The sequence below is a fragment of the Bacillus sp. NEAU-CP5 genome (genome assembly GCF_026420705.1).
GTDB classification, from domain to species: Bacteria; Bacillota; Bacilli; order Bacillales; family Bacillaceae; genus Bacillus; species Bacillus velezensis.
In genome coordinates this window covers 30472-51521 of the sequence record NZ_JAPMOV010000006.1, presented here as the reverse complement: position 1 = coordinate 51521, position 21050 = coordinate 30472, and the positions used below count along the sequence as shown (strand labels likewise).

Genomic DNA, 21050 nt, shown 5'->3' with positions numbered 1-21050 from the left:
AACCTCCTGCATATGTTATGAATTTGATTTCGCAACGCCTAAGAATACCGCGGCCACAATGATCAGGATAATCCCGATGGCAATGGCGACCAGCTGACGCTTCGTTTTGCTCTCACGGAGAATGAAGATTCCGCCGAGTGTGCTGATGACGATCCCCATTTGAGAGAGGGAAAAACTTGTCGCAACTCCGACGCGCGGCTGTGAGATGAACAGAAACATATTCCCGAGCGCCCAGATGATTCCCGGCAGAATGTTCTTGAGGGCGTACTTATTAAACGGTTTATGCTTGTACGTCAGGAGCAGTCCGCCGATGACCATCCCGATCGCCTGCGGCAGTAGCGCTGACCATCCGGATACGCCGAACAGCCGGGCCACAACGACATAGACCAAATAACCGAGCGTGGAGATCAGCAGGATGACAATGCCTTTTTTTAAGTTTCCCGGTTCTCCGTCCGCCCGCCCCTTTTTATCTTCTAAAGATGTGAGCACAATCCCGATGATGATAAAAATAAGGGCGAGAATACCCAGCGTAATCGCGATCGGGGTTGACCATTCTTTGAATACAATCACACCGAACAAAGAAGTCGAGACGAGCTGCATTCCCGTTGATATCGGCATCGTTTTTGAAACGCCCATCAGCTGTATGCTTTTAAGCTGATTGCTTTGGCCGAGCGACCAAAACAGCCCCGAGATGATGCCGACAATAAAAATGCGCCCAGACAGCACCGGGTGGACAAACAGATACAGCACAAACGAAACGATGAGCGCCCCGATTGTCGTTCCCAGCGTCTGGCTGTAAGGCCCGCCGCCTAATTTGACGTTAAATAACACGATGCTCCCCCAAAATAAAGCCGGGAGAAGAGCCAGTAATATATCCATGATGGCGACCTTCTTTCAATCGTATTTGCTGTTATTTTGTCTGGAATCGAACCGATTATTCCCGCAAGATCAAAAAAGCCTGCCGGCGATATTCACCGGCAGACCGCTCAATAAAAACAGCCCCGCTTAGTAGCGGGGCTTTCTTTTCGGCTCATTAAAGTCCGATAGACATGTATTTGGTTTCCAGGTACGGTTCAATGCCTTCCGTACCGCCTTCACGGCCGATGCCGCTTTCTTTCATTCCTCCGAACGGCGCTTGAACTGCGGACGGACCGCCGTCATTCCAGCCGATGATGCCGTATTCAAGCTGTTCAGAAATATAGATGCCGCGGCGGTAGTTTTCTGTGAAGAAATAAGCCGCAAGCCCGAACGGCGTATCGTTCGCAAGCTTGATCGCTTCATCAATATCTGAGAACGTAACGATCGGCGCAACCGGGCCGAATGTTTCTTCATGCATGATGTTCATGGATGTATCTACATTTGAAAGCACGGTCGGCGTCACGAAATAGCATCCTTTTTCATCGTTTTGGTCATACGTTCCGCCCGTCAGCACTTTTGCGCCTTTTTCCACGGCGTCATTAATTTGGCCGACGATTTTATCGAAGCCTTTTTTGTTGATGACAGGGCCGACGTTTACGCCTTTTTCAAGACCGTTTCCGACTTTGAGTTTCGCAGCTTCTTCACTCAGTTTTTTCGCAAACTCGTCTTTTACGGATTCGTGTACGATCAGCCGGTTCGCACAGACGCAGGTTTGGCCGGCGTTTCTGAATTTAGAGGCCATTGTTTGGGCTACCGCCAGATCAAGATCAGCGTCTTCATCCACGATCAGCGGCGCATGTCCGCCAAGCTCCATTGACATATGTTTTACGGTGTCGGCGCTGTTTTTCATCAGGATTTTGCCGACAGGCGTTGAGCCAGTAAAGGTAATTTTACGGATTTTCGGGCTGCTGGTGAAGACGTTTCCGATTTCGGCTCCGTCACCGATCACCACTTGCAGCACGTCCTTCGGAATTCCCGCTTCATATGCGAGACGCGCAAGGGCGTAAGCGGAAAGCGGCGTATCCTCCGCCGGTTTGATGATGAACGTACAGCCTGCTGCCAAAGCGGGCGCGGCTTTTCTTGTAATCATCGCATTCGGGAAATTCCACGGCGTGATCGCGGCTACCGGGCCGACCGCCTGACGGGTGACGACAATCCGTTTGCCCGTTGTCGGCGCAGGTACGGTTCTGCCGTAAATCCGTTTTGCTTCTTCGGCGAACCATTCAATATAGCCGGCGCCGTATAAAACTTCTCCGACCGCTTCTTCGTACGGTTTGCCGTTTTCTTTCGTAATTAATTCCGCAAGTTCTTCTTTATGTTCAACAATCAGCTCATACCATTTTCTCAAAAGTGAGGCACGTTCTCCCGCTGATGTTTTGGACCATGATTGAAACGCTTGATGTGAACGTTCAATCGCTTTTTCAACATCTTCGGCCGTCTGCTGGGGGATGCTTTCGATCGCCTCTCCCGTTGCCGGATTGTACACTGTTAATTGTTCTGGCATATTGAACATTCCTTTCTCTGCTATAGTAAAGCCATTGAATGCTTGTTGATGTATCTTATACTTTCATGATAGCAGACACATCCGCCGGCATTCCAATAATTGAACTCACAGAGCTGCTTCGATAATAGAAAGGCCTTCTTTGAGCTGCTCATCCGTCACGACAAGCGGCGTCAGGAATCTGATAATGTTGCCGTTTATGCCAGCCGTCAGCAGCAGCAGTCCGTTCTCGTTCGCCGTTTTAGCGATCGCCGCGGCTTTTGCTTTGTCCGGTTCCCGCGTGTCCGGATCTTTGACAATTTCGATGGCCGCCATCGCGCCGAGTCTGCGCACTTCTCCGATACAGGCATGCTCTTTTTTCCACTCGAGCGCTTGATGCTCGATGATCCGGCCGATCTCCTCGGAACGCTGATTCAGCCCTTCTTCTTCAATAATATCCAAGACCGCAAGCGCAGCCGCACAGCCGAGCGGGCTTCCCGCATATGTGCCCCCGAGTTCCCCCGGCGCGGCGGCATCAAGCATTTCCGCCCGGCCGATGACGCCGCTCAGCGGCAATCCGGCCGCAAGTGATTTGGATACGGTGATCAAATCAGGAACGGCTCCGAAATGCTCAATCGCAAAATATGTTCCCGTTCTGGCAAAACCGGTCTGAATCTCATCCGCTACAAAAACGATGCCGTGTTTTTTACAAAAAGCGGCGACGTGCTGCACGAAACGTTTTGACGGAATGATGAAGCCGCCTTCTCCCTGAACCGGCTCCATTACGACACAGGCGACGGTTTCCGGCGCAACTGCGGCGATAAAGAAATCCTCAAAAGCGCTGATGATAAAGTCGTCATACTGCTCGTCGCTCATGCCGGCCGGCTTTTGATAATAGTAAGGAAACGGCGCCTGATACACCTCTGAGGCAAATGGGCCGAAACCGTATTTATAAGGCTTCACCTTGCTCGTCATGCTCATCGTCATGTTCGTGCGGCCGTGGAACCCTCTTGTAAATGACACGACAGCCTGGCGCTTCGTATATTTTCTGGCGATTTTCACGGCGTTTTCCACCGCTTCCGCCCCCGAATTGAGAAAAATCGCTTTTTTCGCATGATCTCCCGGCGCAAGGGCGCAAAGTTTTTCGGCCAGCTCAATATAAGACGGATACATCATAACGTTAAAACCCGGGTGAATCAGATCCTCCGCCTGTTTCTTCACGGCCTCCACCACTTTCGGATGGGAATGGCCGACATTCAGCGTTCCGATCGCTCCGGCAAAATCAATGAATCGTCTGCCGTCCAAATCGTACAAAAGCGCCCCTTCCCCTTTTACCGCCATGCCGCGGTTTCCGTTGCCGACCCCCTTGGAAACGAATTGATCCCGTTTTTGCTGCCACTGGGCAGTTGTCACTTCTGATGATGCTGTTTGGCTCATAGATTCCATCCCCCTGCATTGTTTTCTTATCATTCTGACTTCTTTTTGGTATGATGAAAAGTACCAAAATCAATTTATCCATGGTATCAGAAAGGGGCAGGGTCTGGATGCTGACGATTTCCATTGATCATTCGGAAACGGCGGATTATATCTATCAGCAGATCTATCAGCACATAAAAGCGGCCGTTTTGAAGCGCAGCCTGATGCCTCATACAAAGGTGCCGTCTAAACGGGAGCTTGCCGAGACGCTGAAGGTCAGCGTGAATTCAGTGAATTCAGCTTATCAGCAGCTGCTTTCGGAAGGTTATTTATATGCGGTCGAAAGAAAAGGTTTTTTCGTGGAGGAAATTGATACGGTTTATCATGAAGAAGCGCCTTCGCTCCTATTGCCTGATGATTTGAAAGAGCGGGAGCCGGATAAGAGCGGTTGGATTTCGTTTTCTCATATGAGCGTGGATACGGCGCATTTCCCCCTGAAAAGCTGGTTCCGCTGTGAGCATAAAGCAGCCGCCCGTTCATTTCATACGCTCGGAGAACTCGTCCATCCGCAGGGTTTATATGAAGTCCGTGAAACAATTTCGCGGCTTATTTCCCTGACAAGGGGCGTTACATGCCGCCCGGAGCAAATCGTGCTCGGAGCGGGCACGCAAATGCTGATGCAGCTGCTGACGGAACTGCTGCCAAAAGACGCGCTCTACGCCATGGAGAACCCGGGATATATGAGGATGTACCGGCTGCTGCAAAACCTCGGGAAAAAGACAGCAACGATCGGCCTTGATGAGAAAGGCATGTCCATGGCCGAAATCGAAAAGCGCCGGCCCTCTGTATTGATCACCACGCCTTCCCATCAATTCCCCTCAGGTGTGATCATGCCGGCTTCCCGGCGGATTCTGCTTTTAAACTGGGCCGCCGAACAGAGCGGCCGCTTCATCATTGAAGATGATTATGACAGTGAATTTAAATATGACGCCGATACGATACCGGCGCTTCAAAGCCTTGACCGGTTTCAAAATGTCATCTACTTGGGGACCTTTTCAAAATCCCTTTTCCCCGGCCTGCGCATCAGCTACATGGTTCTGCCGCCCGGGCTTTTGCGGACGTTCAAAGAGAGAACGTATGACCTGCATACGTGCAGCACGCTTGCCCAGCTCGCGCTGAAAGAATTTATCGATTCAGGTGAATATCAGAAACATATTAAAAAGATGAAGCAGCATTATAAGAACATGCGGGAACGCCTCATTTCTGCTTTGGAAGAAACATTCGGAGAAAGAATAAGTGTAAAGGGCGCCAATGCGGGGCTTCATTTTGTCACTGAGTTCGACTGCGCCCGTTCAGAAAAAGAGATATTGGCACGGGCGGATGCAGAACAGCTCGATCTGTTTGCGATGAGCCGGTTCCGTCTGAAAGCGGGAGGCGATTCAAACAAACCGCAGCTTATCCTGGGGTTCGCCCGCCTGAAGGAGAGCGATATTCAAGAAGGCGTCTACAGGCTTTACCGGGCGGTTTTCGGCGCATAAAAAAACCCCCGGAATTCGGGGAATTATTTACCAGCGGTCCGGTTCTGTCTGCAAAATCGCCTCCAGCAGGCCGGGAAACGCCGTTTGTAAATCATCTTTGCGCAGGGAATAATAACGGTGCTTCCCGTCTATGCGCACTTGGGCGATCCCCGCTTCCCGGAGCACTTTGAAGTGATGGGACAGCGTTGATTTAGCGACTCGGACATCAGCGCAGGTTCCGCACGTTTTTTCTGTTGTTTCCGCCAATTGTTTGACCAGCTCTAAGCGGAGCGGATCACTCAGAGCATGAAGAACCTTTGTCAGCTGTAAGCGTTCGGTTTCAGGATGGTTTGGAATGTTCATGAGTCAAATGTAACACATAAAAGCGGCGGGTGACAATTTAGGCGGTGAGGGTTTTTCCTTTACCTTTCGCAATGAAACATGTTACAGTTAGTTCGATAATATTCGAACTATAACAAATTAACCCAATCAGGAGGAATAACAATGATCGTCTTACAGGCTTACATGAAAGTAAAAGCGGATAAACGCGAGGAATTTTTAGGAGAAGCGCAATCACTTGTTCAGCATTCACGCGCGGAAGAAGGAAATGTGCAATACGATCTTTTCGAAAAAGTCGGTGAGGAAAATACATTCGTCATGCTTGAACAATGGAAAGATGAAGAAGCGATGAAATCCCACAACGCAACTGACCATTTCCAAGGATTCGTGGCAAAAGCGAAAGAAGTGCTGAGTGCGCCGCTTGACGTCGTCCGCACAGAACTGTCAGAGTAACGAAAGGATGAATGACATGAACGAAGTCCTTCAATTATTAACAGACCACCGTTCCATCCGCAGCTACACAGATGAACCCGTATCGGATGAACAGCTGGATCTTATCATCCAAGCCGCTCAGGCAGCGCCGACTTCCATTAACGGCCAGCAATTTACCGTTATTGCGGTGAAAGATAAGGAGCGGAAGAAAAAAATATCCGAATTGGCGGGCGGCCAGCCGTGGATTGACCAAGCGCCGGTTTTCCTTTTATTCTGCGCTGATTTTAACCGCGCCAAAATTGCGCTTGAAGAATATAATGATACACCGCTTGAGATCACGAACGGTTTAGAGTCCGTTCTAGTCGGAGCCGTAGATGTCGGGATTGCGCTGGGTACGGCAACGGCTGCGGCTGAATCAATGGGACTCGGCACTGTGCCGATCGGCGCCGTGCGCGGCAAGCCGGACGAACTCATTGAATTGCTGAAACTCCCGAAATACGTTTTCCCGGTTTCCGGTCTCGTCATCGGCCATCCGGCAGACCGCTCCGCGAAAAAACCGCGTCTGCCGCAAGCAGCCGTTCTGCATCATGAAACGTATCAAGAAGAAGATTTAAGAACACATATCGAGGCCTATGACAAGCAGATGTCCGAATACATGAAAAAACGCACCGACGGACAGGAAACGAGAAACTGGTCACAAGGCATCACCTCCTACTATAAGCAGCTTTATTATCCTCACATTCGTGAAATGCTTGAAAAACAAGGGTTTAAGACGGATAAATAAGCGGATCAGCCTGCCGGAACACTCCGGCAGGTTTTTTCTGTTCCTCAAACAAAAGCGTTGACACTGTGTAAAAATTTTTGTTAATATTTTCATCATATACTCATTGGTTTTCTGTGAACCGATGGGTTTTCTATTGTGACGAAAGAAGGAATCTGGGCTTATGAATGATAAGAAAACGGATATTCTGCTGGCGGCAAGGAAGCTTTTTTCCGGGAAAAGCTTTTCGTCGGTTTCGATGCAGGCGATCGCAGAGGAGTGCAAAGTCTCCAAAGCATCTTTATATAAGCTGTTTGAATCAAAGGAAGACCTGCTCCTGGAGCTGCTCGATTTTAACCAGAAACAGATGGTAGCCGCCGCTTCATTATTGAATGAAGAAACAAGCCTCTCCCCTGAGGAACGGTTTGCCAAAAAACTGATGGCTGAGCTTGAAGGCTTCAGGCGCAATCAGCAGTTTTTTAATATGCTGATGTACGGAAGCCCCTCTTCCATTAATGAGCGGGTAAAACGGCATATCCACAGAGCCCGCTCCACCTTTATCTGCTGGCATCGCGATTCACTGATTCAGACGTACGGCGAAGACATTATTCCTTATGTATGGGAGCTGGTGATCGTCCTGCAGGGGCTCCTGAGAGAATGCATCACGCTGATTAAGCTGGAAAAAGAACCGCTCGCCCTGGAGCCGCTCACGGAGTTTATCATCCGCCATCTCAATCTCATCGTCGAAAACAGGACAACCGAAACCGCATTGCCTCAGGAGATGATTGACCTTTATATCGCCTCCGCTTCCTCATTTGAGCCGATAGACAAAAACGTATTGCTGGCTGAAAGCCTGAAGGAACTGAAAGAAGCGGTCTCAGCCCTTCCGGAGGAAAAATATGACGCCGCAGGACTCGCTTCCGCGGCGGCTATGCTGGAGAAAGAATCAGCGGACAAACAGCCGCGGGATTTTCTTATAAAAGCGCTCATCGGTTATTTGGAGCAGGCCGGACCGCTGCACCAGCCGCTTGCAGCCGTTAAAACATTGCTCAAACTATAAAGAAAGAAGGAATCAGCTTGAATAAGAGTATTGAAACTGCACCATACAAACGCTCTGTCATTGTCGGGATTCTTTTGGCGGGAGCGTTCGTCGCCATTTTGAACCAGACACTGCTTATCACGGCGCTGCCGCACATTATGAATGACTTCAATATAGACGCCAACAAAGCACAATGGCTGACAACATCGTTTATGCTGACGAACGGGATTTTGATTCCGATTACCGCATTTTTAATAGAGAAATTTACGAGCCGCACCCTCTTGATTTCCGCCATGAGTATTTTCACGGCGGGCACCATTGTCGGCGCATTCGCCCCGAACTTTCCGGTGCTCTTAACGGCCCGGATTATTCAGGCGGCCGGCGCCGGAATTATGCTGCCTCTCATGCAGACGGTATTTCTCACGATTTTCCCGATGGAAAAGCGCGGCCGCGCCATGGGTATGGTCGGCTTGGTTATTTCGTTTGCGCCGGCGATCGGCCCGACGCTTTCCGGATGGGCGGTCGAAGCATTCTCTTGGCGGTCTTTGTTTTATATTATCTTCCCGATCGCGGTCATCGATTTGCTTTTAGCGATTATTCTGATGAAAAACGTCACGACATTACGAGAAACACAGATTGATATTTTATCCGTGATCTTATCGACCCTCGGATTCGGCGGCCTGCTTTACGGCTTCTCAAGCGCCGGTTCATCAGGGTGGACCAGTGCTGAAGTGCTGACTTCGCTGCTTGTCGGAGCGGTCGCGCTGATTTTCTTTATCGCAAGACAGATGAAGCTCAAAAAACCGATGCTGGAATTCCGCGTGTTTTCTTTCGGGATTTTCAGCCTGACCACCCTGCTCGGAACGCTTGTCTTCGCGCTGCTGATCGGAACGGAAACCATTCTCCCGCTTTACACGCAAAAAGTCCGGGGCGTATCCGCGTTTGATACCGGATTAATGCTTTTGCCGGGCGCGATTGTGATGGGAATGATGTCTCCGTTTATCGGCCGGGTATTTGACAGAATCGGCGGAAAAGGCCTTGCGATGACCGGATTCTTCATCATCCTGCTCACGTCCCTGCCGTTTATGAATCTGACAGACTCGACGTCTCTCATTTGGATTGTCGTCGTTTATACCGCGCGGCTTTTGGGAACAGCCATGATTATGATGCCGGTGACGACAGCGGGAATCAACGCCCTGCCGCGCCACTTAATTCCGCACGGCACAGCCATGAACAATACCGTCCGCCAAGTCGGCGGTTCTATCGGTACGGCGCTTTTAGTTTCCGTGATGAGCAGCCAGGCCGCACATGCCAATGCGTCAACTCCGGGAAACGCCGCCCTGCACGGTATGAATGCGGCATTTGTCGTAGCCGCCTGCATCGCGCTGGCCGGCTTCCTCTTATCTTTTACATTAAAGAAAAAACCGCGTCAGCCCGAGCAGCAGGCCGTTACGCGGTAAACCAAAAAGAACCCGATCACGTATGTGACCGGGTTCTTTTTTTACTTCTCGATTCCGTCTTTTACTTCTTTCACCATCTGAGCCATGGATTCCAGGCCGCCTCCTGATAAATACCATGTAGCTGAATCAAGGTAGACAACATGGTTGTTTTTCACAGCTTTCACCGATTTTACATAATCATTTTCAACCACTTGTTTTGTTGAAGATTTTGTGCCGATCGCTGTTCCGCGGTCAACGACAAACATGTAATCAGGGTTTGTTTTGGCGATATATTCATAGGAAATGCTTTGTCCGTGCAGTGAGGCTTCGATGTTTTTGTCAGCCGGTTTGACGCCGAACACATCATGAATGAAGCCGTATCTTGATTTAGATCCGAACGCGCTGATTTTGCCGTCGTTCGCCATCACCACTAACCCGTTTTTATCCGTGCTGCTTGTCTTTTTCTTCAGATCGGCAATGGATTTGTCAATTTTCGCAAGCTTATCTTTCACTTCATTTTCTTTGTTGAAGATTTTGCCGATCACTTCGGTGTTTTGCTTGAATCTGTCAACGTAGTTTGTATAATCATCATCAAGATAAATCGTCGGCGCGATTTTTGAGAACTCTTTATAAGAATCAGATTGTCTGTGGGCGATAATGATTAAATCCGGATCAATATCCGCGACTTTTTCAAAATCCGGTTCTTTTAAACCGCCGGTATTGGCGTATTTATCACTTTTATATGAAGATAAGTATTTTGGAAGGTTTTGTTTAGGAAGTCCCGCCACGTGATCCTGTAAACCGAGTTCATCCATCGTGTCCAGCATTCCGAAGTTGAATACGACGACTTTTTTCGGATTCTTCGGCACTTTGACTCCTTCTTTGTTCAGATCATCTTTGATTGTGATTGTTTCTTTTGATTTGCCTGATGTTTTGTCCCCGTTTCCGCATGCAGAAACAACAAAAATCGTAACGAGCGCAATGAATAGCAATGCGAATTTTTTCATAATTTTCACCTCATCTGGTTTTTAAGAAAAGTACACACCGATCCGCTGACTGTCAATCTCTTGAATCGGGATGGTCATATCATAAATATCTTCAAGCACGGAGGTTTCAATGATCTCCTCCGCCGGCCCTTCTTTGACGATCCGTCCGTTTTTCAGTGCGACGATATGGTCTGAATATACGGATGCGAAGTTGATATCGTGAATCACTACGACGACCGTTTTTCCGAAGTCTTCCACAAGCCGCTTCAACAGCTTCATCATTTCAACGGAATGCTTCATATCTAAATTGTTCAGCGGCTCATCGAGAAAAATATAGTCCGTATCCTGAGCGATGATCATCGCGATAAACGCCCTCTGACACTGGCCTCCGCTGAGCTGATCGAGGTATTTATCCTTTAAATCATCCAGCTTCATATAACTGAGGGCCTGGTTGATATGCACCCAATCTTCATCCGTCAGTTTCCCTTGGGAATACGGAAATCTGCCGAAGCTGACCAGGTCTTTAATTGTCAGTCTGATATTGATTTGGTTCGTCTGCTTCAAGATGCTGATTTTTTTTGCCAGATCGTTGCTTTTGCAGGCCCCGATCTCTTGCCCGTCGACCGTGATTTCCCCGGAATCCGTCTTAATCAGCCGGCTCATGATAGACAGCAGCGTACTTTTTCCCGCGCCGTTCGGACCGATAAATGAGGTGAGCCTGCCCTTTTGAATGGATAGAGACGTTTTCTCAAGGACGGTTTTTCCTCCGTATTGTTTGCTTACATTTTTGACCTCTACCATGATTTATTCTCCTTTAACAGCAGATAGATAAAATAAATCCCGCCGGCAAAATTAATGATGACGCTCAGCGTCGTGGAAAACGTGAACACTTTCTCCACGACGAACTGGCCTCCGACGAGCGCGACAATGCTGATCAGGACAGAACCCGCGATTAAATACGTGTGCCTGTAGGTTTTTAAAAACTCTCTCGCCAGATTGACGACAAGCAGTCCTAAAAACATAATCGGCCCGACAAGAGCCGTAGAGACAGACACAAGAATGGCGACGACAATGAGCATCTGTTTCACAAGCTTATCGTAATCAATCCCCAGGTTGACGGCGTGCTCCCTGCCGAGCGACAGCACGTCAAAAAACCGCGTGAACCGCCAGACATAAATGCCTGTCAGAAGAAAGACAGCACCGGCAAACCATAAAAGATCGGTGTTGATATTGTTAAAGCTGGCAAACATTTTGTCCTGAACAACCTGGAATTCATTCGGATCAATCAGCATCTGCATAAAGGATGACAGACTGTTGAACAGCGTGCCGAACACGACGCCGACAAGCAGAAGGAAAAACACGTTCCGCCCCTCGCCTTTAAACATGAGCTGGTACAAAACGAGTGACAAGAGCACCATCAGCCCGACGGAGATGACAAAATTAAGATTTTTGTTCATCATGACGATATTCATTGAACCGAACAGGAACACGATGACGGTCTGAATGAGCATATATAGGGAATCGAGGCCTAAAATGCCCGGTGTCAGTATGCGGTTATTTGTAATCGTCTGGAAGATGACCGTTGAAAACGCGATCGCTCCTCCGGTTAGCATCATGGCAAGCACTTTGAAGCATCGTCTCGGCAGGGAGTATTCCCAATTGCCCAGTCCGTAGAACAGAAAGAATCCGATACATATCATGGCGAGCGCCGCCAGCAGCGTAATTTTTTTATTATGACTCATATGCTTTTCTCCTTAACAGCATATACAGGAAGATGCCGCTGCCGATAACACCGACCATCAGGCCGATGGAAATTTCGTACGGGAAGATGATCACCCTTCCCAAAATGTCGCAAAACAGCACAAAAACAGCGCCCAGCAGAGCGGTGTGAGGCAGGCTGCTCCTCAGGTTGTCCCCTTTGTAAATCGACACCATATTGGGAATGATCAAACCGAGAAACGGCAGCATCCCGACGGTCAGGATCACCAGTGAAGCGATGAGCGACACGATAATCAGACCGATATTGACGACGCGTTTGTATTTCAGGCCGAGATTGACGGAAAAGCTCTCTCCCATTCCCGCCACCGTAAATTTATCCGCATACACATAAGCGATGATCACCAGCGGGATACTCAGATATAAAAGCTCATACCGGCCTTTGACGACCAGTGAGAAATCCCCCTGCAGCCAGGACGACAGGTTTTGGATCAGGTCGTATTTATATGCGATAAACGTGGCGACTGAACTGACGATATTCCCAAGCATTAAACCGACGAGAGGAATAAAAATCGCATCATTAAACTTGATTCTCTCGAGGATTTTCATGAACAGGAAATTTCCCGCCAACGCGAAAACGAAAGCGATAGACATTTTCACAAGCGGACTGGCTGACGTAAAAAGCATTAATGAAATCAAAATTCCGAGCCTTGCCCAGTCCATCGTTCCCGCAGTCGTCGGCGATACAAATTTATTCCGGCTGATCTGCTGCATGATTAATCCGCAGATGCTCAGGCTCATGCCGGCGATGATAATGCTCACCAAACGCGGCAGCCGGCTGTCAAACAATGTACCTGCCTGTTCTTTATTTAAATGAAAAATATCCAGCGGCGACAAATCTTCTACACCGATAAATATAGAAGTACACGCCAAAACCGCCAGTAGCAAAAGTAAGTAACGTAGCTTCATGCTGCCTCCCTGCACCCATCACAAACGGTATGACTGATTGCCAAACAACTCCCATATACCCCACTCGTAATGATTATCATTATCAACGACAATTATAATCTTATCATCTTTCCAAGCGCAGTCAATACAGTTTTGCTTTCAAAAGCGGTCATCCGCGGGCCGTACACTAAATTGTCTTACAATCAGTCTATCAAGAATTTGCAGGATTTTCTATAACCTTCATTTGGCTGCTTATCATTTTTTGCACATGATGACACGCTTGTGGGAAACAAATCTGACAAACAGCGGCAAGATTCCTCCATGAAAATACAAATGTTCTCCCCACGTAGAAAAAATCCTTGATTTACATGTTTGAAAGAGAGATAATAAAAATTAAATTTGTGAGAAAATTTAAATATTAGGGGATGTAAATCATGAAAGTTGTAAAATTCGGAGGCAGCTCTCTTGCGTCAGGAGCCCAGCTTGAGAAAGTGTTTCAAATCGTGACGGCTGATCCCGCGCGGAAAGCCGTCGTCGTATCGGCACCGGGAAAACGCTTCTCGGACGATACAAAGGTGACGGATCTGTTAATCCGCTGTGCGGAGCATTATTTGCAAAAAGGTGCAGCGCCCGAGCTTGCCGAAACGGTCATTGAACGGTACGCAGCCATCGCGCGTGAGCTGAACCTGGATTTCTCTATTATAGAAAGAATCCGCAGTGACCTATTCGCTCTATTAAACAGCTGTAAAACCAATCCCGAACAATATATGGATGCGGTGAAGGCGAGCGGCGAGGACAACAACGCGAAGCTGATCGCAGCCTACTTCCGACGGCAGGGAGTGAAAGCGGAATACGTAAGTCCGAAAGAAGCGGGGCTGTTTGTGACGAATGAACCCGGAAGCGCACAGGTGCTCCCTGAGTCTTATGATCATTTGTACCGTCTGAGAAACCGTGAAGGCTTGATCATTTTTCCGGGATTTTTCGGTTACACGAAGGAGCATGAGATTGTGACGTTTTCCCGGAGCGGTTCTGATATTACCGGCTCCATTCTCGCCAGCGGCTTAAAAGCCGACTTGTACGAAAACTTTACTGATGTGGACGCCGTCTATTCCGTCAACCCGTCAATCGTGCGGCATCCGAAAGAAATTAACGAACTGACGTATCGGGAAATGCGTGAACTCTCCTATGCCGGATTTTCCGTTTTTCATGATGAAGCGCTGATTCCCGCATTTCGGGCCGGCATCCCCGTTCAGATTAAGAATACGAATAATCCGGATGCGAAAGGAACACGCGTCGTCAGCAGCCGTGACAACACGAACGGGCCAGTCATCGGCATCGCAAGCGACACGGGCTTTTGCAGCATTTACATAAGCAAATATTTAATGAACCGGGAAATCGGTTTCGGCCGCAAAGCCCTTCACATTTTGGAGGAAGAAGGATTGACGTATGAACACGTTCCATCCGGCATTGACGACATCACGATCATCCTCCGGCACAATCAGATGGACTCAGAACTGGAACACAGGCTCGTCACCCGTCTGAAGCAGGAACTTCAAGCAGATGAGGTCACAGTCAGGCATAATCTGGCGCTGATTATGGTCGTCGGGGAAGCGATGCGCCATAATGTCGGCACAACCGCCAGGGCATCCAAAGCACTGTCGGAAGCCGGCGTCAACATCGAGATGATCAATCAAGGGTCATCGGAAGTCAGCATGATGTTCGGAGTGAAAGAAGAACAGGAAAGACACGCGGTGCGGGCACTGTATGACGAATTTTTTGCCGGAGTCTTACTCTCATAGGACACCGCCTCTTTTTTCTCTTGTCCACTAATATCCCTTACAAAGCAGCTTCTTTTACATATTGTATGGTATAGACAATATGGAGGTGAAGCTCATGTCAGGATATTCAGGAGGCGGAATCAGTTCTTTCGCTTTGATCGTTGTTTTATTTATCCTGTTAGTTATTGTAGGTACTGCCTATGTTGGCGGTTTCTAAACATCACTCCGTCTATATGAGGACGCTGCGGGTTTTGACCTGCGGCGTTTTCTTTTGTTTTCCGCCGCTGTCCGAGTCCGGCCGCGCAAAAAAAGACTGCCGGGAACAGTCCCAGGCAGTCTTTTCCTTTGTTCAGGTTATTTTCTTCTCACGTCATTCCTCTTTCAGCTACATGGAATTCAGCCTGATCTGTCTGGCCTGCTCCTGTCACTGTAAAAATCGCGGCGGCTGCTAAACAAATAACAAACCATTTAGATTTCAATTTCATACAAACCCTCACTCCTTTGTATTTGTTTCCTTGCCTCTTCGACTTTCAGAAAATAGTCAGAAGAAATCTTAAAGCAATTTTGTTCATAGTAATATTTAGCTGCTTCTAGTGCTAAATCCTCTATATCGGCGTATAAATTTTTATCTTCCAGGTAACTGAAACACGCGCTGATTGTTTCCTCATCCGGTTTCGCCTGATACAGAGCCTGCAGCCATTCGAATTTTACCGTGTAAACGGGATCGTCTGTTTCTTTAGCATATTCATATCCCCGCTTGTGATATTCCGACGCTTTTTCTTTTTTTCCGAGTTTAAAGTAAATGAGTGTGATTAGAAAATATGCTTGAGGAAGAGAATTGACGATTCTTTGTGATTCAAATGTATCGACCGCCCGTTCAAAGTACGGAATCGCTTCGCCGATGCGGTCCTGATTGTAGTAGCACAGTCCGAGGTTATACAGCGCTCTCCCGACAAGCTGCGCTTTTTGTTCTTTTTCGGCCATTTGCAGAGCGTGCTGAAAATGTTTGGCCGCCTGTTCAAAGCGCCTTTCATCCATTAAATTGACGCCGAATACAAAATGGCATTGAATGATCCGGACGTTATATGTGTCCTGCTCTACGTAAATTTCATAAGCGTTTTTTATATGTATCAAAGAAAAATACGTTTGTTTCATATGATAATAAGCTTCGGCCACTTTAAAATAAAACTCCGCCCGTTCCACATGGTCCGATACGAAGGCCAGTTTTTTCTCAGCTTGTTTATAATATGTAATCGCTGAGATAAATTCTCTTTTATCAAATTCAAACATGCCTTTGAAAAAGTTGACGTAATAATCGAGAAGCCCTTTGAGGCCGGCCTGGCTGTTATCAATGTTATCAAGAATTTCCGACAGGGTCGGCTGGTCTTCTATCTTCAGTTTTTCCAGCGGCTCCAAGTAGTCCAGCATCAGCTGATGGCGAAATTCCATGAGGGAATAATAAAGCACTAAGTTCGAATCAGGCTCCATATGGTCAAGCTCTTGTTTGATCTCGGCCTTCAAGATCTCCGCATCCGGCACGCTGAATGTTCTGATGTATCGATACCACTCGTTAATTTTCTGCCCGACTGCTGAAGAAGGAATTAACCCGCTCTTCATTCCTTCACCCTCCCCATCCAAGACCTGTTTACCAGTTATTTTATCACGTTTCCGTCTCTTTCCATCCCGAAAAACACGCAAACTTTGTTTCGGCAGAGCGCAATTTTCCGAGTGGAGTTAAAACAGACGGCGGCCAGACGGGACCGCCGGTTTCAAGATTATTCATTTTTCGTATTCAGCGGAAGGCGGATTGTAAAGGTCGTGCCTTTTCCTTTTTCGCTGTCAATATCTATCGTGCCCTTGTGCATTTCGACGAGCTGCCTGACGATGGAAAGGCCGAGTCCGTATTCGCCGTATGCCGTATTCGTCCGGGAGACATCTGCCTTATAAAACCGCTCCCATATATGTTCAATTTCCTCTTTGGAGATGCCGATCCCGGTGTCTTCGATTTCAATCACCGTTTCTTTATAGCCTTCATACCCGCGCAGCGTGATGTCTCCCTTTTGCGTAAATTGTATGCTGTTTTTCGTGATGTTGACGAGAATCTGGATCAGCCTGTCATAATCGGCGTATACTTTGACGCCGTCCTCCACTTGAATCCGCAGCTGATTTTGTTTTTCCTCCGCCTGCTGATTGAGATGCTCTTTAATAATTTCAAACACCTCGATGAGCGGCAGACTGAGCTTGTCCAGTTTGATTTGCTGGGATCTGATTTTTTCATAATCCAGGTTTTCTTTCACGAGCCTGAGCATCCGCTTCGTTTCTTCGCTGATCAGCGAGAAGCATTTCTCTTTATCTTTTTCCGGGATGGTGTTGCTGTTAAGCCCCTCCACAAGTCCGTTAATGGTCGTCAAAGGCGTTCTCAGCTCATGGGAGACATCGGCGATAAATTGGCGCCTCCGCTTTTCAAGGCGGTCAATCTGCTCTCTCGATTGCTTCAGATTTTTGGCCATGGTGTTGAAATCGGACGCCAGCATGCCGATTTCATCGCCGCCGCTGTTCTTGAGCGAAATATCGTAATCACCGGATGCCACTTTTCCGGTCGCATCCCGCAATGTCTGAATCCGCTTGACGTGAAATTTAGATAAAAGCCAGCTCAGCAGGATCGTGATGATAAGGGTGCTGATGATCGCGTAAATCATATAGCGGTTGACCTGGCTGATCATCTGCTCGACCCCTCTGACGGGAGACACGAGCAGCACCGCCCCTTTAAATTGATCGTTGATAAAAAGCGGCTTTGCGACAAGCGATACTTCCAAGCCTTCCGTATTAAAACGGTTCATCTCCGCTCTGATCTGAACGGTTTTCCCTTGCTTCAGCATGTGCCACTCTTTACTTTTCAGCTTCTCGCGCGGCGGCATATCGTCAGGAAAAAAGTAAGGCCGCTGATGTTCATCAAAAATAATAAACCTGGTCTCGCGCGTTTTTAACATGTCCTGATACGGATACAGGCGGCGCAGATCAAAATCACGGCCGTTCAGCTCACTTGTGATCTGCTGCGCGTAAGATGACAGCTCATCCACTTTATTTTGATACGCAAAATCTTTCACAAAGTGCGAAAACAGGGAAATGATGATGAAAAAGGCCAAAATCAAAATACTGACATGGCTTAACAGCAGCTGATATAAGTATTTAATCCTCATCAAATTTGTATCCTACCCCCCACACCGTGTATAAAAACGGTTTTTCGTCACTGGACAGTTTTTTGCGCAGCCGTTTAATATGAACATCAACCGTACGTTCATCGCCGTAAAATTGATAGCCCCACACCTGCTCAAGCAGCTGCTCTCTCGAAAAGACCTGGCGCGGGTTTTGTGCGAGATAAAAGAGCAGATCGAATTCCTTCGGCGTCAGATTCTCGACAGGTTTTCCGTGCAGAAACACTTCCCGTGTCTTCTTATTGATTGAAAAACACGACGTTTCGATCAAGTCGTCGCTTTTTACGGCCTGCCCCGTCGCCCGGTATCTTCTGATCACCGCTTTAATCCGCGCTACTAGTGTCAGCGGGCTGAACGGCTTGGTGACATAATCGTCGGCCCCCATTTCAAACCCGATCACCTGATCGGACTCCGTGTCCTTTGCGGTCAGCATAATAATCGGCACACTGCTCGTCTCTCTTATTTTCCGGCAGATCGTCACTCCGTCCATGGATGGAAGCATAATGTCCAGAATGACTAAATCCCAGTCCTCTTCCGTGAACCGCTGATAGCCTTCCACTCCGTCATGGACAAATTCGGCTTCAAACCCTTCTTTAAAAAAGAACATTTCCGTCATGGTGCATACGCTTATATTGTCTTCTATCATTAATATCTTCATTGGTTCCTCCGCTTATCTTGACGCTTTTTCTTATAATAGCACCATTTTACTCGGATGTTTTCGGGTTTCACAATTGTTAGTTTTTATTTCATCACCCGGAAATAGTTTGTTCATATTTTTTTCATACATTTCTCCTACTATATACATATCGGATGACCGATGCTAAAGAAGGCCGGTTTTACAAGATCTGACACCCACACGGAGGAACAGACATGAACTTTATAAAAAGAGCCTTTTGGAGCATGAAGGAAAAAAAGGGAAAAACATTTTTGCAGCTGGTTGTATTTTCAGTGATTTGCATTTTTGTCCTGTCCGGTCTTACGATCCAGTCAGCGGCAAAGAAATCAAGCGAACTGGCAAGGCAGCAGCTCGGCGGGAGCGTCACACTCCAGGCTGACCGCCAAAAGCAAATGGCGCAGCAGCAAAAAGACGGTGAAAAGAGGACGTTTGAATCAACCCCGATTTCCGTCTCAGATGCCAAGAAGCTTACATCTTTACAGCATGTTAAAAATTACAACTTCCTCACGACAGCGTCAGCAAATGCAGAAACCTTTGATGCGATAAAAAGCTCAGGCGAATCAGCCAGTTCCGGCGCCGGCCGTTTTCAAGGCGGCGGAAGACAGATGATTTCAGCGGATATCTCGATCGAAGGCGTGCTCTCTACGGCATTGCTTGATGATTTCACAGGCGGGAGTTCAAAAATCACTGACGGCCGCGCCATCACAAAAACAGATGCGGACGCAAAAGTCGCCGTGATTAATGAAACGCTGGCAGATCAAAATAAGCTGAAAGTCGGCGGCTCCATTACCGTTTCCTCAGCAGCGGATGATTCTGTGAAAACGAAGCTTAAAATTGTGGGAATCTATAAAACAACATCATCAGGAGACGATCAGGCACAGCATTTTTCATTCTTAAATCCTGACAATAAAATCTATACGCCTTACACCGCCGCGGCGGCGTTAAAAGGGTCTGATTACAAAAACAAAATCAGCTCAGCCGTTTATTATATGGATGATGCAAAATATATTGATTCATTCGTTGCGGCTGCGAAAAAAACATCTATAGATGATAAAACCTACGCGCTGACGACAAATGATCAGGTGTATCAGCAAATGGTCGGCCCGATTGAAAATGTCGCGTCATTTTCTAAAAACGTGGTATACCTTGTATCCATCGCGGGCGCGGTCATTCTCGGGTTGATCGTGATGATGTCGATCAGGGAACGCAAGTATGAAATGGGTGTCTTGATGGCGATCGGCGAAAAGCGCTGGAAGCTCATCGGACAATTCTTAACGGAAATTCTGGTTGTCGCCGTGATTGCCATCGGGATCGCATCCGTCACGGGCAGCCTTGTGGCGAATCAGCTCGGAAATCAGCTTCTTTCCCAGCAGGTCAGCTCAGCCGATGATTCACAGCAGCAAACAAGCGGCTGGGGCGGAGGAGAAATGCCGCGGGGAGGCGGCTTGTTCGGTCAGCATTCATCCGGCGCGGATGTCATCAGTACAATGCAGGTAAACGTCTCGCTGAATGACCTTCTGATTCTTGGCGGGATCGGCGTCGCAATTGCCGTCATCGCCACATTACTGCCGTCTGTATCAGTCATGCGGCTTCACCCTAAAACGATCCTGACCAAGCAGGAATAAGAGGAGGCAGCATAATGAGCCTATTAACCTTTCAACAGACCGGCTACTGGTACCAAGACAAATCACAGCCGCTGTTTCAGAATATAACGATCAGCTTTGAAAAAGGGAAGTTTTATACAATTGTCGGCGTCTCCGGGACGGGGAAAACAACGTTTCTGTCTCTGGCGGGCGGACTTGATACACCTAAAGAGGGAAGCATCCTTTATAACGGAGAAGACATCTCCAAAATCGGATTAACCAAATTCAGAAATCAATATGTCTCTATCGTCTTTCAATCTTATCATCTGATCCCGTATATGACGGGGCTCCAGAATGTCACAACGGCGATGGAGATCACCGGCTCTAAGGAGAACAACAAAGATGCGTTCGCGCTCAGCATGCTGAAAAAAGTCGGCATCACTGAACAGCAGGCCCGTCAGCGGGTGCTGACATTAAGCGGCGGACAGCAGCAGCGCGTTTCAATTGCGCGGGCTTTCTGCTGTGACACGGATTTGATTTGCGCGGACGAGCCGACGGGAAATCTCGACGAGGATACGTCAAAGGAAATCGTCCGGCTCTTTCAGGATCTGGCGCATAAAGGCGGCAAATGCGTCATCATGGTGACGCACGACGAACAAATTGCCAAAGTTTCGGATATCAACATCCGCTTATCAAGAGGAAGTTTCACGGTCAAAGAAAACGGCACGGCCGTTTCCTGATACCGCGCCCCTGCCAGCGCAGACAGGGGCGCACCCTATATCCCCCTATTCAATAGAAGTGAACGTAA

At 48.1% G+C, this 21050-nt stretch carries 21 protein-coding genes; 9 read left to right on the top strand and 12 right to left on the bottom strand.

Annotated elements, in window-relative coordinates; translation table 11 throughout:
• Positions 1-15: 15 nt before the first annotated feature.
• The 3 genes from OTK50_RS17135 to gabT all read right to left on the bottom strand — a co-directional run bounded on the left by OTK50_RS17135 (position 16) and on the right by gabT (position 3835).
• On the bottom strand, positions 16-879 hold the full coding sequence (locus OTK50_RS17135; RefSeq protein WP_003156317.1) for a RhaT/GlcU family sugar-proton symporter: 864 nt from the start codon (positions 877-879) through the stop codon (positions 16-18).
• Between the two features lie 154 nt (positions 880-1033).
• Positions 1034-2422, bottom strand: coding sequence for a succinate-semialdehyde dehydrogenase (gabD, locus tag OTK50_RS17130; protein ID WP_101669996.1), 1389 nt, complete (start codon positions 2420-2422; stop codon positions 1034-1036).
• Between the two features lie 105 nt (positions 2423-2527).
• Positions 2528-3835 (bottom strand): 4-aminobutyrate--2-oxoglutarate transaminase, encoded by a 1308-nt coding sequence (gabT, locus tag OTK50_RS17125; RefSeq protein WP_032872899.1) that lies wholly within the window; start codon positions 3833-3835, stop codon positions 2528-2530.
• Positions 3836-3942: 107 nt separating this feature from the next.
• Here gabT and OTK50_RS17120 point away from each other — a divergent pair, with 107 nt between their 5' ends.
• The gene (locus tag OTK50_RS17120; protein ID WP_082998972.1) at positions 3943-5352 is read left to right on the top strand and encodes a PLP-dependent aminotransferase family protein; all 1410 of its coding nucleotides are present in this window, start codon (positions 3943-3945) and stop codon (positions 5350-5352) included.
• 27 nt (positions 5353-5379) lie between these two features.
• On the opposite strand, the gene OTK50_RS17115 is transcribed toward OTK50_RS17120, so the two are convergent.
• Positions 5380-5694 carry an ArsR/SmtB family transcription factor gene (locus OTK50_RS17115; RefSeq protein ID WP_224224032.1) on the bottom strand — a complete coding sequence of 105 codons (315 nt, stop codon included), beginning with the start codon at positions 5692-5694 and terminating at the stop codon, positions 5380-5382.
• Between the two features lie 141 nt (positions 5695-5835).
• On the opposite strand from OTK50_RS17115, the gene OTK50_RS17110 reads away from it, so the two are divergent.
• The 4 genes from OTK50_RS17110 (at position 5836) to OTK50_RS17095 (ending at position 9361) form a co-directional block, all read left to right on the top strand.
• Positions 5836-6123: a putative quinol monooxygenase gene (locus OTK50_RS17110; protein WP_012116809.1), complete on the top strand. Its 288-nt coding sequence runs from the start codon at positions 5836-5838 to the stop codon at positions 6121-6123.
• Positions 6124-6139: 16 nt separating this feature from the next.
• Positions 6140-6886, top strand: coding sequence for an oxygen-insensitive NADPH nitroreductase (nfsA, locus tag OTK50_RS17105; RefSeq protein WP_025284232.1), 747 nt, complete (start codon positions 6140-6142; stop codon positions 6884-6886).
• Positions 6887-7046: 160 nt separating this feature from the next.
• Entirely contained in the window at positions 7047-7922 is an 876-nt protein-coding gene (locus OTK50_RS17100) for a TetR/AcrR family transcriptional regulator (RefSeq protein ID WP_045206775.1), read from the top strand.
• A gap of 17 nt (positions 7923-7939) precedes the next feature.
• Positions 7940-9361, top strand: a complete 1422-nt coding sequence (locus tag OTK50_RS17095) for an MDR family MFS transporter (RefSeq protein ID WP_239033884.1) — start codon at positions 7940-7942, stop codon at positions 9359-9361.
• Positions 9362-9402: 41 nt separating this feature from the next.
• Here OTK50_RS17095 and OTK50_RS17090 read toward each other — a convergent pair whose 3' ends face one another.
• The 4 genes from OTK50_RS17090 to OTK50_RS17075 are packed head-to-tail and all read right to left on the bottom strand — an operon-like array spanning position 9403 to position 13011.
• Positions 9403-10347: a siderophore ABC transporter substrate-binding protein gene (locus OTK50_RS17090; RefSeq protein ID WP_007609406.1), complete on the bottom strand. Its 945-nt coding sequence runs from the start codon at positions 10345-10347 to the stop codon at positions 9403-9405.
• Between the two features lie 21 nt (positions 10348-10368).
• On the bottom strand, positions 10369-11127 hold the full coding sequence (locus OTK50_RS17085) for an ABC transporter ATP-binding protein (RefSeq protein ID WP_003156330.1): 759 nt from the start codon (positions 11125-11127) through the stop codon (positions 10369-10371).
• Positions 11121-12068: an iron chelate uptake ABC transporter family permease subunit gene (locus OTK50_RS17080; protein WP_014416905.1), complete on the bottom strand. Its 948-nt coding sequence runs from the start codon at positions 12066-12068 to the stop codon at positions 11121-11123. Before OTK50_RS17080 ends, OTK50_RS17085 begins: the two co-directional genes overlap by 7 nt.
• Positions 12058-13011, bottom strand: a complete 954-nt coding sequence (locus tag OTK50_RS17075) for an ABC transporter permease (protein WP_032872883.1) — start codon at positions 13009-13011, stop codon at positions 12058-12060. The genes OTK50_RS17080 and OTK50_RS17075 overlap by 11 nt, the downstream gene beginning before the upstream one ends.
• 413 nt (positions 13012-13424) lie before the next feature.
• Here OTK50_RS17075 and OTK50_RS17070 point away from each other — a divergent pair, with 413 nt between their 5' ends.
• Positions 13425-14789 (top strand): aspartate kinase, encoded by a 1365-nt coding sequence (locus tag OTK50_RS17070; protein ID WP_007609394.1) that lies wholly within the window; start codon positions 13425-13427, stop codon positions 14787-14789.
• A gap of 94 nt (positions 14790-14883) precedes the next feature.
• Positions 14884-14985 (top strand): YjcZ family sporulation protein, encoded by a 102-nt coding sequence (locus OTK50_RS17065; RefSeq protein ID WP_239033885.1) that lies wholly within the window; start codon positions 14884-14886, stop codon positions 14983-14985.
• A 148-nt stretch (positions 14986-15133) separates the two neighbouring features.
• On the opposite strand, the gene OTK50_RS17060 is transcribed toward OTK50_RS17065, so the two are convergent.
• The 4 genes from OTK50_RS17060 to OTK50_RS17045 all read right to left on the bottom strand — a co-directional run bounded on the left by OTK50_RS17060 (position 15134) and on the right by OTK50_RS17045 (position 18641).
• On the bottom strand, positions 15134-15253 hold the full coding sequence (locus OTK50_RS17060; RefSeq protein ID WP_003156334.1) for a PhrC/PhrF family phosphatase-inhibitory pheromone: 120 nt from the start codon (positions 15251-15253) through the stop codon (positions 15134-15136).
• Positions 15237-16385 carry a Rap family tetratricopeptide repeat protein gene (locus OTK50_RS17055; RefSeq protein ID WP_029326229.1) on the bottom strand — a complete coding sequence of 383 codons (1149 nt, stop codon included), beginning with the start codon at positions 16383-16385 and terminating at the stop codon, positions 15237-15239. Before OTK50_RS17055 ends, OTK50_RS17060 begins: the two co-directional genes overlap by 17 nt.
• A 158-nt stretch (positions 16386-16543) precedes the next feature.
• A complete protein-coding gene (locus OTK50_RS17050; protein ID WP_224224030.1) occupies positions 16544-17971 on the bottom strand; it encodes a sensor histidine kinase in 1428 nt (475 codons plus the stop codon).
• Entirely contained in the window at positions 17958-18641 is a 684-nt protein-coding gene (locus OTK50_RS17045; RefSeq protein WP_007609386.1) for a response regulator transcription factor, read from the bottom strand. Before OTK50_RS17045 ends, OTK50_RS17050 begins: the two co-directional genes overlap by 14 nt.
• A gap of 212 nt (positions 18642-18853) precedes the next feature.
• Between OTK50_RS17045 and OTK50_RS17040 the strand changes: the two genes are divergently transcribed.
• Positions 18854-20284 carry an ABC transporter permease gene (locus OTK50_RS17040; RefSeq protein ID WP_224224029.1) on the top strand — a complete coding sequence of 477 codons (1431 nt, stop codon included), beginning with the start codon at positions 18854-18856 and terminating at the stop codon, positions 20282-20284.
• A gap of 14 nt (positions 20285-20298) precedes the next feature.
• Entirely contained in the window at positions 20299-20982 is a 684-nt protein-coding gene (locus OTK50_RS17035) for an ABC transporter ATP-binding protein (protein ID WP_045206762.1), read from the top strand.
• Positions 20983-21050 lie beyond the last annotated feature (68 nt).